This window comes from Embleya sp. NPDC001921, assembly GCF_053594475.1.
The window spans coordinates 42,198-56,463 of sequence record NZ_JBSFEO010000043.1; the positions used below are offsets into that span (position 1 = coordinate 42,198).

A 14,266-nucleotide genomic window follows, 5' to 3' on the forward strand; every position below is an offset into this window, starting at 1 on the left:
CCGGGCTCGGCCGGCGGTCGGGGCAGGGGTGGAGATCAGGCGGCGGGTCCGGGCCCGGGCGGGGAAATCCCGACGACGTCGGACCGGGGCACGGTGCGCGGTCGCATCGCGTCCGGCCATTGCCGACCCGGATGGATCGCGCCGCAGTGCGGGCAGGTGCGGTCGCCGTCGTAGAAGGCCTCGAACAGCGGCGGCAAGTCCGCGACGATCGAGCGGAGTTGCACCGTCGAGCGGTTGACCAGCCGGTGACACTCGACGCAGTACCACTCGAAGGCGTCGATCAGTCCCCGCGCCCGGCTGAATTCGACCACCAGTCCGATGCTGCCCGGCTCGGGCCGCTGCGGTGAGTGCCGCACGTGTGGCGGCAGCAGGAATACGTCGCCCTCGTTGATCTGGATGTCGACCGGAGGCCTGCCCTCCTCCTCCATCACCCGGAGCACCATGTTGCCCTGGAGCTGGTAGAAGAACTCCTCGATCGGGTCGTCGTGGAAGTCGGTGCGCTGGTTGGGGCCGCCGACCACGGTGACCACCAGGTCGGCCTCGGTCCAGATCTGGATGTTGCCGACCGGCGGCTTCAGCAGCTCCCGGTGTTCGTCGATCCACCGGGCGAAGTTGAACGGCAGGCCATTGGTCGGCTTGGGCAGACTCATCGCTCGCGGTCCCTTTCTCTCACGGTCCGTTCGCGTTCTCGCGCGGTCGGTTCGGGTTCTCGCACTTCGGGTGTCGCGCGGTCGGTTCGAGCTTTCGCGTGGTTCGAGCTTTCGCGTGGTTCGAGTTTTCGCGTGGTTCGTTTTCGCGTGGTTCGGGTCTCGTGCGGTTCGGGTCTCGTGCGCTTCGGGTCGGGTTCTCGCGTGATCGCTTCAGGACCCACCGACGACGGCGGGGTCCGACGTGGACCGGCCCGGCCTCGGCAGGTACGCGACGCAGGAGATCTCGATCAGCAGATGCGGATGGGGGAGTTGGTGCACCGCGACGGTGGTGCGCGTGGGGCCGGTCTCGTCGAAGTACTCGGCGTAGACCTCGTTGTAGCCGCCGAAGTCGTTCATGCTGACCAGGTAGGTGGTGAGCGAGACCGCGTCGGCCAGATCTCCGCCCGCGGCGGCCAGCAGGTCGGCGATGTTCTCGATCACCGCCCGGGTCTGCGCCCGGATGTCCAGATCGGTGGTGCCCATCGCGTCCGCGCTCGCGCCGACGAAGGTGCCGTCGGGTCGCCGGGAGCTGGTGCCGGACACGTAGACGAAGTCGCCGGCCCGCTTGACATGCGGGAATCGGCCGCGCGGGGCGGCCTTGCCGGCGACCAGCATGCCGTCGTCGGCGCTCATCGTGTGGTCACCTCCGCGTGGCCGAGGCCGGCCGCGGACACGCGCACGTGCGCGCCCTCGGGCAGCGGCATCGCGGCGGTGGCGGCCCCCGCGAGCACGACCCATCCGGGCCGGAGTTCGAGACCGGCCTCGGCGGCCAGCCGGGCCGCCGCGATCAGCGAGCGCAGCGGGTTGCCCAGGATCGCCGCGGAGGACCCGGTCGCCACGACGCGTCCGTCGATCTCGACGAGCAGGCCCAGGTTGCTCGGGTCCAGTCCGGCCCGGTCGTGCCACGTACCGAAGCCGAAGCCGGCCGCGGACGCGTTGTCGGCGATCACGTCGGGCAGCGTGAACTTGAAGTCCGCGTAGCGCGAATCCAGCACCTCGTAGGCGACCGAGACACCGGCGATCGCCCGGACCGCCTCGGCCGGGGTGATCGTGCCGGACAGCGGGCGGCCGATCAGGAACGCGATCTCCGGCTCGATCCGGGGGTGGATCAGCTCGCCCAGGTCGAGCACACCACCCTCCTCGACCAGCATCGCGTCGGTGAGCAGGCCCCAGATCACGTCGTCGACGCCCATCTGGACCATCTTGGCGCGGCTGGTGAACCCCATCTTGACGCCGATCAGCGCCTCGCCCCGGGCCAGCCGACGGTCGATCACCGCGCGCTGGATCCGGTACGCGGTGTCCAGGTCGAGGTCGGTGGTGTCGGTGAGCCGGGCGATGGTACGCCGGCCTCGTCCGGCCTCGTCCAAGGTGGCGGCGAGCGCGGCCACAAGTCGGGCGTCGGTCGCTTCGCCGCCACCCGCGTGCGTGTCCCCCGCGGTGCTCTCGGTCGCGCCGTCCGCGGTGTCGGCGCCCTCGGCGCTGTGGGCGGTTTCGGCGCCCTCAGCGGTGTGTGCGGTTTCGGCGGTGTCGCCGCCGTCGGCGGTGTCGGTCATGAGTTCTCCTCGGGGTCCGTCGCCGCGAACGCGACACGTACGTCGCCCAGCCCGTCGATCCGGGCCTCCAACACGTCCCCCGGGGCCACCGCCACCATCGGACCGAGCGCGCCGGTGAGCACGGTGTCCCCGGCGCGCAGCGGCCGCCCGAGCCGGACGAGGATGTCCGCGAGCCAGATCGCCGCGTTCAGCGGGTGGCCCAGGCAGGCCGCGCCGACGCCGGTGGAGACCGGTTCGCCGCGCCGCTCCAGGACCATGCCCGCGAGCCGCAGGTCCAGGTCGCCGAGCGCCACCGGCCGGTTGCCGAGCACGTACATCCCGGAGGAGGCGTTGTCCGCGACGGTGTCCGCGATGGTGATGTCCCAGTCGCGCACCCGGCTGCCGCACACCTCGATCGCGGGCAGCACGAACGCGGTGGCTCGGATCAGGTCGGCCACGGTGTGCCGCTCGTGCGTCAGGTCGGCCTCCAGTACGAGCGCGACCTCGGCCTCGGCCCTGGGCTGGAGCACGGCGCCCACCGGTATCTCGGCGCCGTCCGGCACCGCCATGTCCGCGTACAACATGCCGAAGTCGGGTTCGCGCACCCCGAGCTGGCCCTGCACGGCGGCGGAGGTCAGGCCGATCTTGCGCCCGACCAGCCGGCGGCCCTCGGCGAGCCGGCCGACGGTCAGCCGCTCCTGGACCGCGTACGCGTCCTCGACGCCGGTGATCAGGTCGCGCACCGGCGCACACGGGACGCCGGACCTCTCCGCGTCGAGCAGCCGCGCGGCGGCCGCGTCGATTGCGTTCGTCGTTGTCTCAGTCACTGTCACTCTCGTTCCCGGCGGCGGTCGGATCCTGATTCGGTCGGATCCTGATTCGGTCAGATCTTGATGCAGATATTCACCGGTTCGGAGAAGAAGTCCAACGAGTACTCGCCGCCCTCCCGGCCGATCCCGGATGCCTTGATCCCGCCGAACGGGGTGCGCAGGTCCCGCAGATTCCAACAGTTGACCCACACGATCCCGGCTTCGACGCGCGGGGCGACCCGGTGCGCGCGGGAAAGGTCACGCGTCCAGACGGTCGCGGCCAGGCCGTACGGGCTGTCGTTGGCGAGTGCGATCGCCTCGTCCTCGGTGTCGAACGGCAGCACATGGCAGATCGGCCCGAAGACCTCCTCTCGTACGGTGCGCGCGCTCTGCGGCAGGCCGGTCAGCACGGTCGGTTCCACGTGGAACCCCCGGTCCCGCTCGTCACCGAAGCTCGGTACGCCGCCGCCCGCGACGACCGTGGCCCCCTCCGTGACGGCGAGCCGGTAGTAGGACAGCACCTTGTCCCGGTGCGCGGCCGAGATCATCGGGCCGTAGTCGCGCAACGCCCTTGTACGAGCGCCGAGTTCGGCCACGAACCCGGCAAAGATCGAGCGCTCGACGTAGACCCGCTCGGTGCACAGGCAGATCTGCCCGGAGTGGGTGAAGGCGGAGCGTACGGTGCCCGCGACCGCCTCCTCGAAATCGGCGTCGGCGAACACGATCGCCGGGTTCTTGCCGCCGAGTTCGAAGGACACCGGGGTGATGTGCTCGGCGGCCTTGCGCATGATCGCGCTGCCGGTGGCCGATTCGCCGGTGAACGCGATGGCGTCGACGCCCGCGTGCTCGGTGAGGAACTCCCCGGCAGCGCCCGCGCCGTGACCGTGGATCAGGTTGAACGCGCCGACCGGCAGCCCGGCTTCGTGGATCACCTCGGCGAGCAGCGTCGCGGTGCCGGGCGTCTCCTCGGACGGCTTGGCCACCACGGTGTTCCCGGCCGCGAGCGCGGGCGCGACCTTCCAGGTCAGCAGCAGGAGCGGGAGGTTCCAGGGCGAGATGATCGCGACCACGCCCAGCGGACGACGCACGGTGTAGTTGAGCGCCCGGCCGGTGCCGCCGCTCCATCCGGGCACGGCGGTCGAGTGGGCCCGCTCGGGCCGCCCGTACAGCAGGTCGGCATAGGCGCGAAAGTTGCCGATCGCCCGGGGGATGTCCACGGTGGCGGCCAGCTCGCGCGGCTTGCCGGTGTCCGCGACCTCGGCCGCCACGAACTCCTCGAACCGGGCCGCGATGCCGTCCGCGATCCGCCGCATCGCCTCGGCCCGCAGCTCGACGGACGCCGCCCCCCACTGCGAGAGCGCGCTCCGCGCGGCGGTGACGGCGGCGTCGACGATCGCCCGATCGGCCTCGGGAACATCGCCCACGACGGCACCGTTCACCGGGTTCACCAGCGGGAATCTCTCGCCGCCCGCCCGGCTGAACTCCCCCGCCAGATAGTGCGCGGGCAGCACACCCTCCCCGGCCACCGACCGTCCCATCGCCCATTCCCTTCGCCGCGAGCCCCGACGCAGCGAGCTTCCCCCGCTCGCGACATGCCCGTCCAATACTCTTTGGACCGTGATGCATATCGATCTCGGTATGCGGTTTCCTCCCGGTCGACCCGTCGATACGACCGCTCGCTCGACCCGACTCTCACGCATGATCAAACTAATGCTCGTCGTCGCCTTGACTCATTAGTTCAAGCAGCGATAGAACTGACCCATCAAGCCGTCGCCGGAGGTAGAGATCATGAGCATCACCGCTGTTCCGCAGGTCGCGCACCGTTTCGTGGAGGTCGACGGGGTTCGGGTGTTCTACCGGGAGACCGGGCCGGTGGGTGCGCCCACATTGCTTCTGCTGCACGGTTTTCCCTCGGCCTCGCACCAGTTCCGGCGGCTGATGGACGTGCTGGGCAACGACTTCCGGCTGATCGCGCCGGACTACCCCGGCTTCGGGCACACCGAGGTGCCGGCGGGCTTCACCTACTCGTTCGAACGGCTGGCCGATGTGGTCGAGGGCTTCGTGAACGCGCTCGGCCTGGATCGGTACGTGCTGTACACCTTCGACTTCGGCGGTCCGGTCGGGTTGCGGCTGGCCGAGCGGCGGCCCGCGGCGGTGGCCGGGTTGATCGTGCAGAACGCGAACGCCTACGCCGAGGGACTGTCGGAGATGGCCCGCGCCTTCATCGCGCTCACCCCCGAGGTGGAGGGCGCCCGGGAGAAGGCCGCCGAGCTGCTGGTGCTGCCGGTGACCCGGAGCCAGTACGAAGGCGGCACCGCCGACCCCACCCTGGTGGCGCCCGACGGCTGGACGCTGGACCAGCACTTCCTGGACCAGCCGGGGCGCAAGGAGGCCCAGGTCGACCTGGCGCTGAACTACCACACCAACGTCGCGCTGTACCCGAAGTGGCAGGCCTGGCTGGCCGAACACCGCCCGGCGACGCTGATCCTCTGGGGCCGCAACGACATCTTCTTCCCGGAGCCCGGCGCACACGCCTACCTCGCCGACCTCCCCGACGCCGACGTGCACATCCTGGACACCGGGCACTTCGCCCTCGAGGACAAGCTGCCGGAAATCGCCCCGCTGATCGCGGACTTCCTGCCCCGAGCCTGGGACGGGACGACTCGGGCCGGAGATCGGAAGGCTCGGGCCGGAAACCGAGAGGAGAGCATCGGATCGGCGGCCCGCTGACCGTGCCCGCCTCGGATCCGCGTGTGCGGCACGACGCCGCGATCCGACAGACGAACACACCGTCTCCGGATCGGGCGTTCGAATTCCCTCGGCCAAACGCCGCACGCCACCCACCCCGACCGCCATCCACCCCGACCGCCATCCACCATCCCCACCCGGAAACTGACCACGGACGGGCCCGGTAGGCGGCCCCGCCACTCCGGGTACGGCGTTGTCGTGGGAGCCGGGGTGGTTGGCGGGTGGGCCGGGGTCTCGCTAGGTTGGCAACTCGTTGTTGCCGATCGAAAGCGGATTTCGGTGGATGTCGCTCGCGCCATGGCCCACGACCCGCACGGCGTCTTCGCCCGCATGCGCGAGGCCGGACCCGTGCACGCGATCGTCGCGCCGGACGGCAGCCCCGCGTGGTTGGTGACGCGGTACGCGGATGTCCAGGCGGCCCTGGGCGACCCGAGGTTCTCGTTGGACAAGAGGCATGCCAAGCCCGGCGGTTACAAGGGATTCGAACTCCCGCCCGCGCTGGACGCCAACCTGCTCAACATGGACCCGCCCGACCACACCCGCCTGCGCCGCCTCGCCGGCCAGGCCTTCACCCCGCGCCACACCGCCGACCTGCGCCCCCGGCTCGAACGCACCGTCGAGTCCCTGGCCGACGACCTCGCCGGCCGCGAACGAGTGGACCTGGTCAAGGACTTCGCGTCGCCCTTCGCGGTCGGCGTGATCTCCGAACTGCTCGGCGTGCCGGTGGAGTCCCGTTCCGACTTCCGGACCTGGACCAATGCCGTACTGGGTGCGGAAGCCACCCGCGAGGGCATCCGCGCGACGGTGCGCGAGATGTACGCGTTCTTCGTCGCGCTGCTCGCCGCCAAGCGCGCCGAGCCCGGCCCCGACCTGCTCTCCGCGCTGATCGCCGCGCGGGACGCCGAGGATCGGCTGAGCGAGGATGAACTGACCTCGCTGGCCTTCCTGTTGCTTTTCGCGGGCTACGAGAACTCGGCCAACCTGATGGCCGGCGCCCTGCACGCGACGATCGAGAACGAGGCGCTGCGCGACGCGCTGCTCGCCGACCCGGAGGCGGTTCCGGTCCTGGTCGAGGAGGTCGCCCGGCACATGTCGCCGGCCCTGCTCGCGATCCGCCGCTTCCCGCTGGAGGACGTCGAACTCGACGGCGTCACCATCCCGGCCGGCGACACCGTCTTCCTGTCCATCGCCTCGGCCAACCGCGACCCGCGCCGCTACGCCCGCCCGGACCGCATCCAGTTGGACCGCCCCGATCCGGCCCGCCATCTGAGCTTCGGCCAGGGCATCCACTACTGCATCGGCGCACCGCTGGCCCGCCTGGAAGCCGAACTCGCGGTCCGCACCATCCTGACCCGCTTCCCGAAGGCCCGACGACACGCGCCGGTCTCGTGGCAGCCGTCGGTCCGCGTGCGCGGCCTGAGCACGCTGCCGGTCGAACTCGGCGACTGACCGGGCGTCTTGCGTCGCCCCGCCCCGCCTCGGTGTCGGGGGTTGCGCGCTTGGCGGCGTCGGGGATTCCGGGAGCCGCTGTGTGGGGGCTTCGGGTGTGGGGGCTTCGGGTGTCACGGTGTCCGGGTGTCACGGTGTCCGGGTGTCGGGATGTCGCCCGCAGCGGGGCCGCGAAAGAATCGGTCGTCCGGCGCCGGTTCGGTCATGCCACCGTCCGCGAACTGTCACAAGTCTGTGAGAACCCTGTGAGCCGCCCGGATTGTCCGGTGACGGCGCGACCGAAAGGGACCACAGTGGAGGCCGCACGACAGGGGATCGACGGTGCGACCTCACGACCGTCGAAGGACGGCGTGCCATGGATGGGGAGTCGGAGCAGATGTCTGTTCGTCGAGCGGTTTCCGCGCAGGCGCACCACCACGGCGTACTCGGCCGGGAGACCCACGGCGGCGCCCTCGGGCGGGCCCGAGACGGTCGGCCGTCGGGCGTGCGCTGGTGGACCCGACGCACCACGCAGGCCGCCGCGATGATCGCGCTGATGGTCGTGGCGCTGGTGGTCGGGCCCTCGCTGGGCGTACTGCCGTCGCTGTCCGAGCGAGTGGACGGGGTCAGCCGGATCACGAACGTGGTCCACGACTCGGACACCCCGGTACACAAGCGCTGACCGAGCTGCGCGCTCGCCTCCCCCTTTCCCTCCCCCCTTCCGAGGGCCGGATTCTGCCGATCGGGTGGGGCCGGCGAGCCCGGGCCGGTTCGGTGCGGGCCCGGGCCGCTTCGGCGCGAGCCCGGCGCCGGCTCGGTGCGAGCCCCGCGCCATGTCCGTACGGGCCGCCCGCCGCCGCTTCAGTGCCGTACCGACTCGATCACCCGTCGCAGGCCGACCTCCAGTAGCCGCGGGTCGTCCCAGTCGCGGGTGACGTGGTCGAACAACATCCCCTGCAGCAGCGCCAGCATGATGTGCCCGTCCACACGCGCGTCGGTGGAGCCCAGCGACAACGCGATCAGCTCCGCGAAGGCGCGGAACTCGGCCTGGCAGCGGATCATCGCCTCGCGGATCAACGGCTCGCGCGCGCCCGCGAGTTCCAGCTCCAGCCGGGCCAACTGCACGCTGCGTTCGCCGTCCCACCACTCGCGCATGTACAGCGCCAGTTGCGGATAGTCGATCGCGATCGGCCGGACCGCCGTCATCCGCATCAGTTCGTGCGTGATCTCGCCGGCGTATCTCTTGTCCCGCTCGGCCATCCGCTCGATCACCGCCAGGATGAGCTGATCGCGGGTCTTGAAGTAGTACGTGACCGAGCCGTTGGGCAGCCCCGCCTCCTCTTGCACCGCACGATGGGTGAGCCCGCGCAGCCCGTGTGTGGCCAGCACCCGAATCGACGCGTCCAGCATCAGCGTGCGGCGGTCGACGCGCGCCGAGCCGGCCGGCGGATCGGGCGTGGCGGGTACGCCGGCCAGGGTCGCCCGGACTGCCGGGGCCGATGTGGCGGAGGGGGCGGAGGCGTCGGCCGTGCCGGCGGGATCGTTCACGTGGGGCATGTGTCCATTATCCCTGCGCTTGACGCTTGTAGAAATATTCTCTACAACTATAGAACTTACTTCTACGAACGTAGGAACAGCGATGGCTTCCTCAGGGATACCCGCCACCGAGTCCGCGGTCGGGGCCGACGCGGACGCGGCCACCGAACCCGCCGAATCCGCCGGGGCCGCCGGGCGCTCACGATCCGCAGACCCCGACTCGACCCGCTCCGCCCGCCCGGTGAACCCCAAGCTCGTTCTGCTGCTCGTGTGTGTCGCGCAGTTCGTGCTGCTCGTCGACGACACGATCGTCAACGTCGCGCTGCCCACCATCGGCGACGATCTCGACTTCACCGAGAGCTCGCTGTCCTGGGTCACCAACGCCTACTTCCTGACCTTCGGCGGTTTCCTGCTGATCGGCGGCGGTCTGGCCGACCTGCTCGGCCGGCGGCGCCTGTTCGGGATCAGCCTGGTGATGTTCGTGCTGGCCTCGGCGGTCTGCGGCATCGCGCCGAACTCCGCGGTGCTGATCGGAGCCCGCGCCGCACAGGGCATCGCCGGCGCGCTGTTGTCCCCCGCCGCGCTGGCCATCCTGCTGGCGACCTTCCGGGAACCGGCCGAGCGGGCCCGTGCGCTGGGCACCTGGGCCGCACTCACCGGACTCGGCGCGGCCACCGGCCTGTTGCTCGGCGGCGCGCTCGTCGAGTGGACCCACTGGCGCTGGATCTTCCTGATCAACCTGCCCGTGGGCGCGCTCACGCTGCTCGCACTGCCCCGCGTGATCGGCCCGGACGACCGGGAGGCGGCCCGCCGCGTACCGGACTTCGCCGGCGCCGCGATCGGGACCGCCGCCGTGCTGACGCTCGTGTACACCGTGGTCGAGACCGACACCCACCCGTGGAGCTCGACCCGGACCCTGCTCGGCCTGGGCATCGCGGCCGTCCTCGCGATCGGCTTCGCGGTACGCCAACGCTACGCGGCCGAACCGCTTTTGCCCCGAGCCTTGTTGCGGATGCGGCACCTGGTGCTCGCGGACGTCCTGGTCCTGGTCGCGGCCGGCGGTCTGTTCGCGATGTTCTTCTTCCTGACGCTGTACATGCAGCGAATCCAGGGCTGGTCGCCGATGGACACCGGCCTGTCCTTCCTGCCGTTCAGCATCGGCATGGGACTCGGCGCGGCGGTGTCCACCAAACTGATCGCCAACCGCGGCCCGTTGCTCCCGGTGAGCGTGGGCCCGGCGATCGCCGCCGGCGGCATGTGGCTGATGAGCCGCCTGGACGCGCACAGTTCGTACACCGGTCACCTGATGCCCGCGCTGGTGATCACCGGCCTGGGCCTGGGCGTCGCGTTCGTCGCGATCATCCACACCGCGACCGGCGGTGCCGGCGAGGGCGAAGGCGGCGTCGCCTCCGCCATGGTGACGACGTGTCAGCAGATCGGCGCGGCAATCGGCATCGCGGTCCTGGTCACGGTCGCGACCAACCACACCAAGGATCGGGTGAAGTCCGGCGTCATGCAGCAGGACGCCGTGGTGGACGGATTCAGCCGCGCATTCGAGATCCAGGCGGGCCTGATGGGCGCGGCAGCCCTGCTGGGCATCGTGGTCGGCGTGGCCACCACCCGACACCACGCGGCCCGGAAGGAAGCGGGGCCGGATCCTCTGTCGGGCGTGAAGTAGGGAGGACGGGGCTGGGGCCGGGACCGGGGCCGGATTCGGGACCGGGTTCGGGACCGGGTTCGGGACCGGGTTCAGGAACGGGTTCAGGAACGGGTTCAGGAACGGGTTCAGGCACGGATTCGGGACCGGTCCGGGTCCTGTTCGGCGCCACCTCGGGCGGGTTCGCCGGGGTGGCGCCGGCGGTACGACCAGGTCACCGCTGCCGGGAGCGGGTACCCACAACACCAGCGGCCGGTACAACACGCCGACCAGGTCGGAACCGGCGCCGGCCGTGTCATCGCACGGGACGGGTGGTGCGGCGACGGAGCCGGGTGCGGTGGTGGCGCGGGGCCAAGTCGGAATCGTGGCCGTGCGCGGGTGCGGGTGCGGGTGCGGGTGCGGTGTTGGTACCTGTACCGACTCCCGAGGCGTAATCGTGTGGGGACTGCGGGCGTCGGGCGTCGGACGTCGGACACGGTGCCGGCACCTCGGCGTGTGGAGCGGCGTTCCCGTCGGTCTCGGGGTTGAGGGTGTGGGGGACGTGGGGTACGGCCGGGAAGGACCGGCGGCGGCTCGGCGATGGGGATCGGATTTGTTCGAGGCAGTCGGATTCGATCGGACTCGGCCCCCCGCACCGTGCCCGAGGCTCGGCTCCCGAGGATCTGGACCCGAGTGCGGAACTCCGGCGCGTGGGACGACGATCCACCAATCCGCGGACATCCATCGATCCACCGATCCGCCGATCCGGTGAACTCCCGCCGAGTCGTGCGTGTCCTCGTGAACGCCGTCTCGGACATGTGCAAGACACTCGGCATGGACACCACTTCCGCCACGTCGCGCCGTACGTTGCTGATGGGCGCCGCCGCCACTCTCGGTCTTCTCACCGTCGCCGCCCCGTCCGCCGTCGCCACCGACGGACAACCCTCCCCACGCCCCGCCTTCGCCTCGGAGCCGGTCCGATTCGTCGACGCCGGGCCCAGACGCATCGCGGTGACCTTCGACGACGGGCCGCACCCCGAGTACACGCCGCAAGTACTGCGCGTATTGCAGAAATATCGGGTTCCCGCGACGTTCTGTGTAGTGGGTTCGGAGGTCGAACGGCACCCCGAACTGCTCCGCGCGATCCACGACGGCGGCCACACGATCGCCGGCCACTCGTGGTCCCACGCGGACCTCCAGCAACTACAGCCGGCCGGCGTGATGGAGGAGGTGGAGCGCAGTCTGACCACTATCGATCGAGTTTTGCCGGGACTTCGGATCGAGTGGTTCCGCGCCCCGTTCGGCCGCTGGTCGGCAGAGGTAATGGGCGCACTGCGCGCCAACGGCCTGCGCCCCCTGGGCTGGTCGGTCGATCCCCGCGACTGGGAACAACCCGGCACGAACGAGATCGTCCGCCGAATCCTGGCCGACACCACAACCGGCTCGATCATCCTCAACCACGACGCGGGCGGCGACCGCACCCAAACGGTAGCCGCCCTGAGCCTATGGCTCCCCCACCTCCTGGCAACCGGCTACCGCTTCGTCCCCCCAACCTGACCCCACCCGAGAAACCCAACACACACCCCAAGCCGCGCCCAGCCCAGCCCACCGACGCACGTAACCCAACACCGCCGAAACCAACCCGCCGGACGTGCGTCAAGGCAGCCCAGCCGGCACGCCAACCAACCAGAGGCCGCCCCGGGGTCGCGCACTCCCCCACCCCACCAGCGGCCCGACAACGCGCCACGCCAGCACACCAACGCGCCGGTCGGCAGCAGACGGCCGGCGCCACAGCCGGCACAACCCGGCACAACCAAGCAACAACGGCCAAACCCAACGTCGAGAGTGAGCGGCCAACCCAGGCAGCGACCCGAAGATCGACGCGGCGACCGGCGTGGGCGGCAACGCGAGCAACCCGGCAACGCACCACCGTCCGCGCGCCGACAACAGCACGCCAACGCGGCAGGCGGCGGCCGGCAGGCAACCCGGCGCGGCCAAGCAACAACGGGCAAACGCAACGCCGAGAGTGAGCGGCCCGCCCAGGCACCGCAAGTGCCCCGGCAGCGCACCACGCCCGCGCAACGACAACAACACGCCAACACGACGGGCGGCAGCGGACGACCGACCCAGGCAACGAGCAACCGGCCGACGCCACAGCCCGGCATGCCCCGGCGCGGCCAAGCACCCGCAGGCAAACGCAACGGCGGGAGTGAGCGGCCCCCCACGCGCCGCAGGTGCCCCCGCAGCGCACCACGCCCGCGCAACGACAACAACACGCCAACACGACGGGCGGCAGCGGACGACCGACCCAGGCAACGAGCAACCGGCCGACGCCACGGCGGGCGTGAGCCGGCGCAGCCGAGCAACGGCAGGCAGACGCAACGGCGGGAGTAGGCCGCCTGCCCAGGCACCGCAAATACCTCAGCAGCGCACCACGCCCGCGCGCCGACAGCAACACGCCAACGCGGCACAAGGCAGTCGACCACCGTCCCAGGCAACGAACAGACAGCCGGCGCCACGGCGGACGTGAGCCAGTGCAGCCGAGCAACGGCGGGCAGACGCAACGGCGGGAGCAGGCGGCCCGCCCACGCGCCGCAAGTGCCCCGCAGCGCACCACGCCCGCACACCGACAGCAACACGCCAACGCGGCAGAAGGTACCCGGCAGCGGACGGCCGGCCGACCCAGGCAGCGAGTGGACGGCCGGCGCCGCAGCAGGCGCAAGCCGACGCGCCCGAGCAGCAACGGGCAAACGCAATGCCGAGAGTGGGCGGCCGGCCAGGCACCGAGTCGAAGGTCGACGCAGCGACCGGCGTGGGCGGCGCGGCGGCTCGCGGCGCGGCGGCCGGGAGTCAACCGGCAGGGGATCGGCGCACCAGGGGAAGTGGAGCCGACGCGGCCGGGCGGCGCAGCCGCCGCACAGCAGCGGCGCTGAGCCCGCGCTGCGCAGCGGCGAGAAGGAAGGGGGCTGGGCGCAGCTCGTCCCGTTCCAGGGCTCGTCGCTGTCGGCGGCGCGCGGGGCGTTCGGTTCGGCTCACGCTTGCTGTACAGGTGTCGGCGTCTGCCCCGGTAGAAGGGGGCTCCGGGACGTGCTCGCCCGGTGCCGCAGGGACGGGGCGCGCAACGGCGGATGGTCGGGTGGCGCCGGTCGGCCAAGACGGCTCACCCACGCCCTCGACCCCACGCTCTCGACCGGACGCCGCGCCCCCGGGACGCAACTCCCGATGGTCGGGTGACGCCGGTCGATCGAGGCGAAGTGCCGGACGTACTCGACCGGTGGTCGGGTGGGCGTGGCCGGGGGTGGGTCAGGGGCGGGCTGTGTGTCGGTTTCGGTGGGGAGCTTCGAAGGGCGTGGGGGGTTTGGCGCAGGCTTCGCAGCGGCCGGTGAGGGCGACGGCTGTGGGATCGAGGACGAAGCCCTGTTCGGCGGCCAGGCGGGAGGCGACGTCGTCGAGTAGGTCGCCCGGCGCGTGGCTGACCGTGCCGCAGACGCGGCAGCGTACGTGGACGTGTGTGCCGCCGACCAGGTGGCCCGCCAGGTGGTAGGTGGCCGCGTCGTGGCGCAGGCGGGTGAAGGCGACCAGGTCGAGGCGTTCGAGTGCGTCCAGCGCGCGATAGATGGTGGTCCGGTGGACGCCAGGCGCCGCCCGGGAGACGGCGACGAAGATCGCGTCGGCGCTCAGATGTTCGTCGGCGTCCGCCAGTACTCGAAGCACTGCGGTGCGCGCCACCGTGACCCGCTCGCCGTGCGCGCGGATCTGCCGCACCGCCTCGGCCACCGGGTCGGGGGTGGGGTGCTGTACACCGTCGTCCATATGCAACAGTGTCGCATCTGGCCGATCGTCAACCCGACATGGGGTGACGGGCCGGGCATACCGATACGAGGCAGC

Annotated in this window: 12 protein-coding genes; 5 read left to right on the forward strand and 7 right to left on the reverse strand. The window is 71.2% G+C overall.

The window, feature by feature from the left end; all coding sequences use genetic code 11:
• Nucleotides 1-35: 35 nt before the first annotated feature.
• The 5 genes from ACWCPW_RS38145 to ACWCPW_RS38165 all read right to left on the reverse strand — a co-directional run bounded on the left by ACWCPW_RS38145 (nucleotide 36) and on the right by ACWCPW_RS38165 (nucleotide 4,568).
• Nucleotides 36-650, reverse strand: coding sequence for a 3-hydroxyanthranilate 3,4-dioxygenase (locus tag ACWCPW_RS38145; protein ID WP_449766178.1), 615 nt, complete (start codon nucleotides 648-650; stop codon nucleotides 36-38).
• Nucleotides 651-860: 210 nt separating this feature from the next.
• The gene (locus ACWCPW_RS38150) at nucleotides 861-1,322 is read right to left on the reverse strand and encodes a RidA family protein (protein WP_449766179.1); all 462 of its coding nucleotides are present in this window, start codon (nucleotides 1,320-1,322) and stop codon (nucleotides 861-863) included.
• Nucleotides 1,319-2,242, reverse strand: coding sequence for a 2-keto-4-pentenoate hydratase (locus ACWCPW_RS38155; protein WP_449766180.1), 924 nt, complete (start codon nucleotides 2,240-2,242; stop codon nucleotides 1,319-1,321). Before ACWCPW_RS38155 ends, ACWCPW_RS38150 begins: the two co-directional genes overlap by 4 nt.
• Entirely contained in the window at nucleotides 2,239-3,054 is an 816-nt protein-coding gene (locus ACWCPW_RS38160) for a 2-keto-4-pentenoate hydratase (RefSeq protein WP_449766181.1), read from the reverse strand. Before ACWCPW_RS38160 ends, ACWCPW_RS38155 begins: the two co-directional genes overlap by 4 nt.
• A gap of 50 nt (nucleotides 3,055-3,104) precedes the next feature.
• A complete protein-coding gene (locus ACWCPW_RS38165; protein WP_449766182.1) occupies nucleotides 3,105-4,568 on the reverse strand; it encodes a 2-hydroxymuconic semialdehyde dehydrogenase in 1,464 nt (487 codons plus the stop codon).
• Nucleotides 4,569-4,818: 250 nt separating this feature from the next.
• On the opposite strand from ACWCPW_RS38165, the gene ACWCPW_RS38170 reads away from it, so the two are divergent.
• The 3 genes from ACWCPW_RS38170 to ACWCPW_RS38180 all read left to right on the forward strand — a co-directional run bounded on the left by ACWCPW_RS38170 (nucleotide 4,819) and on the right by ACWCPW_RS38180 (nucleotide 7,888).
• A complete protein-coding gene (locus ACWCPW_RS38170; RefSeq protein WP_449766183.1) occupies nucleotides 4,819-5,760 on the forward strand; it encodes an alpha/beta fold hydrolase in 942 nt (313 codons plus the stop codon).
• Nucleotides 5,761-6,075: 315 nt separating this feature from the next.
• On the forward strand, nucleotides 6,076-7,227 hold the full coding sequence (locus tag ACWCPW_RS38175; protein WP_449766184.1) for a cytochrome P450 family protein: 1,152 nt from the start codon (nucleotides 6,076-6,078) through the stop codon (nucleotides 7,225-7,227).
• 376 nt (nucleotides 7,228-7,603) lie between these two features.
• On the forward strand, nucleotides 7,604-7,888 hold the full coding sequence (locus ACWCPW_RS38180) for a hypothetical protein (RefSeq protein ID WP_449766185.1): 285 nt from the start codon (nucleotides 7,604-7,606) through the stop codon (nucleotides 7,886-7,888).
• A 179-nt stretch (nucleotides 7,889-8,067) separates the two neighbouring features.
• Here the strand turns inward: ACWCPW_RS38180 and ACWCPW_RS38185 are convergent, their stop codons facing one another.
• The gene (locus ACWCPW_RS38185) at nucleotides 8,068-8,763 is read right to left on the reverse strand and encodes a TetR/AcrR family transcriptional regulator (RefSeq protein WP_449766186.1); all 696 of its coding nucleotides are present in this window, start codon (nucleotides 8,761-8,763) and stop codon (nucleotides 8,068-8,070) included.
• An 82-nt stretch (nucleotides 8,764-8,845) separates the two neighbouring features.
• Here ACWCPW_RS38185 and ACWCPW_RS38190 point away from each other — a divergent pair, with 82 nt between their 5' ends.
• Nucleotides 8,846-10,420, forward strand: a complete 1,575-nt coding sequence (locus tag ACWCPW_RS38190; protein WP_449766187.1) for an MFS transporter — start codon at nucleotides 8,846-8,848, stop codon at nucleotides 10,418-10,420.
• Between the two features lie 792 nt (nucleotides 10,421-11,212).
• On the forward strand, nucleotides 11,213-11,935 hold the full coding sequence (locus ACWCPW_RS38195; protein ID WP_449766188.1) for a polysaccharide deacetylase family protein: 723 nt from the start codon (nucleotides 11,213-11,215) through the stop codon (nucleotides 11,933-11,935).
• Nucleotides 11,936-13,681: 1,746 nt separating this feature from the next.
• Here ACWCPW_RS38195 and ACWCPW_RS38200 read toward each other — a convergent pair.
• Nucleotides 13,682-14,191 (reverse strand): Fur family transcriptional regulator, encoded by a 510-nt coding sequence (locus ACWCPW_RS38200; protein WP_449766189.1) that lies wholly within the window; start codon nucleotides 14,189-14,191, stop codon nucleotides 13,682-13,684.
• Between the last annotated feature and the right edge of the window lie 75 nt (nucleotides 14,192-14,266).